Source organism: Bacillus sp. AR2-1 (genome assembly GCF_008368755.1).
GTDB classification, from domain to species: Bacteria; Bacillota; Bacilli; order Bacillales; family Bacillaceae_G; genus Bacillus_A; species Bacillus_A wiedmannii.
The window spans coordinates 1-549 of record NZ_QORY01000064.1; the positions used below are offsets into that span (position 1 = coordinate 1).

A 549-nucleotide genomic window follows, 5' to 3' on the forward strand; every position below is an offset into this window, starting at 1 on the left:
GTTTTTGGAATTTCTAAAATCCCTTTATTCACAAGATCCACTACAGCCTTGTGCTCTGAAGAATGTGTATTCACCCCAGTAATTTTCCAATTATGCATAACTTTTGGTGTGTATATACCATTCTTTACCTCTTTTAAATATGTAATAGCAAGGTTACGAATGGTGCCACCAGTTTCCCCAAATGCATTCTCTTGTTTAGATGACCATATTTGTTCAAACTTACGCCCCTCTAAAGCTCCACCTTTCGCCTGAAGAGCCTCCATTCTATAAGCATTCATTCCCAGCGTCATAACATCGCTCATTTTAATTGGTTTATTTGTACGAATAGAGCGTAAATTTGTAATTCTACTTCCATAGGGTTTTGTTAAGTCAATTTCGTATTTTACGCCTCCAAAGAAATCGTTCGTACTGTATTTAGAAGCACGACGGGTTTTATCAAAGCTAACTGTTACATCTCCGGCACGAGATGAGTTAAAGTACCCTGCCGCCCATTCCATATAGTCTTTTAAGTCTTTCCCAGTTACCTTATATACTGTAATTTCTCCCAAA

Annotated in this window: 1 protein-coding gene; it reads right to left on the reverse strand. The window is 37.7% G+C overall.

Annotated features, from left to right (window positions below):
• A partial coding sequence (locus DT250_RS31430) for a 5'-nucleotidase C-terminal domain-containing protein (RefSeq protein WP_179952888.1) occupies positions 1-549 on the reverse strand: 549 nt, incomplete at both ends.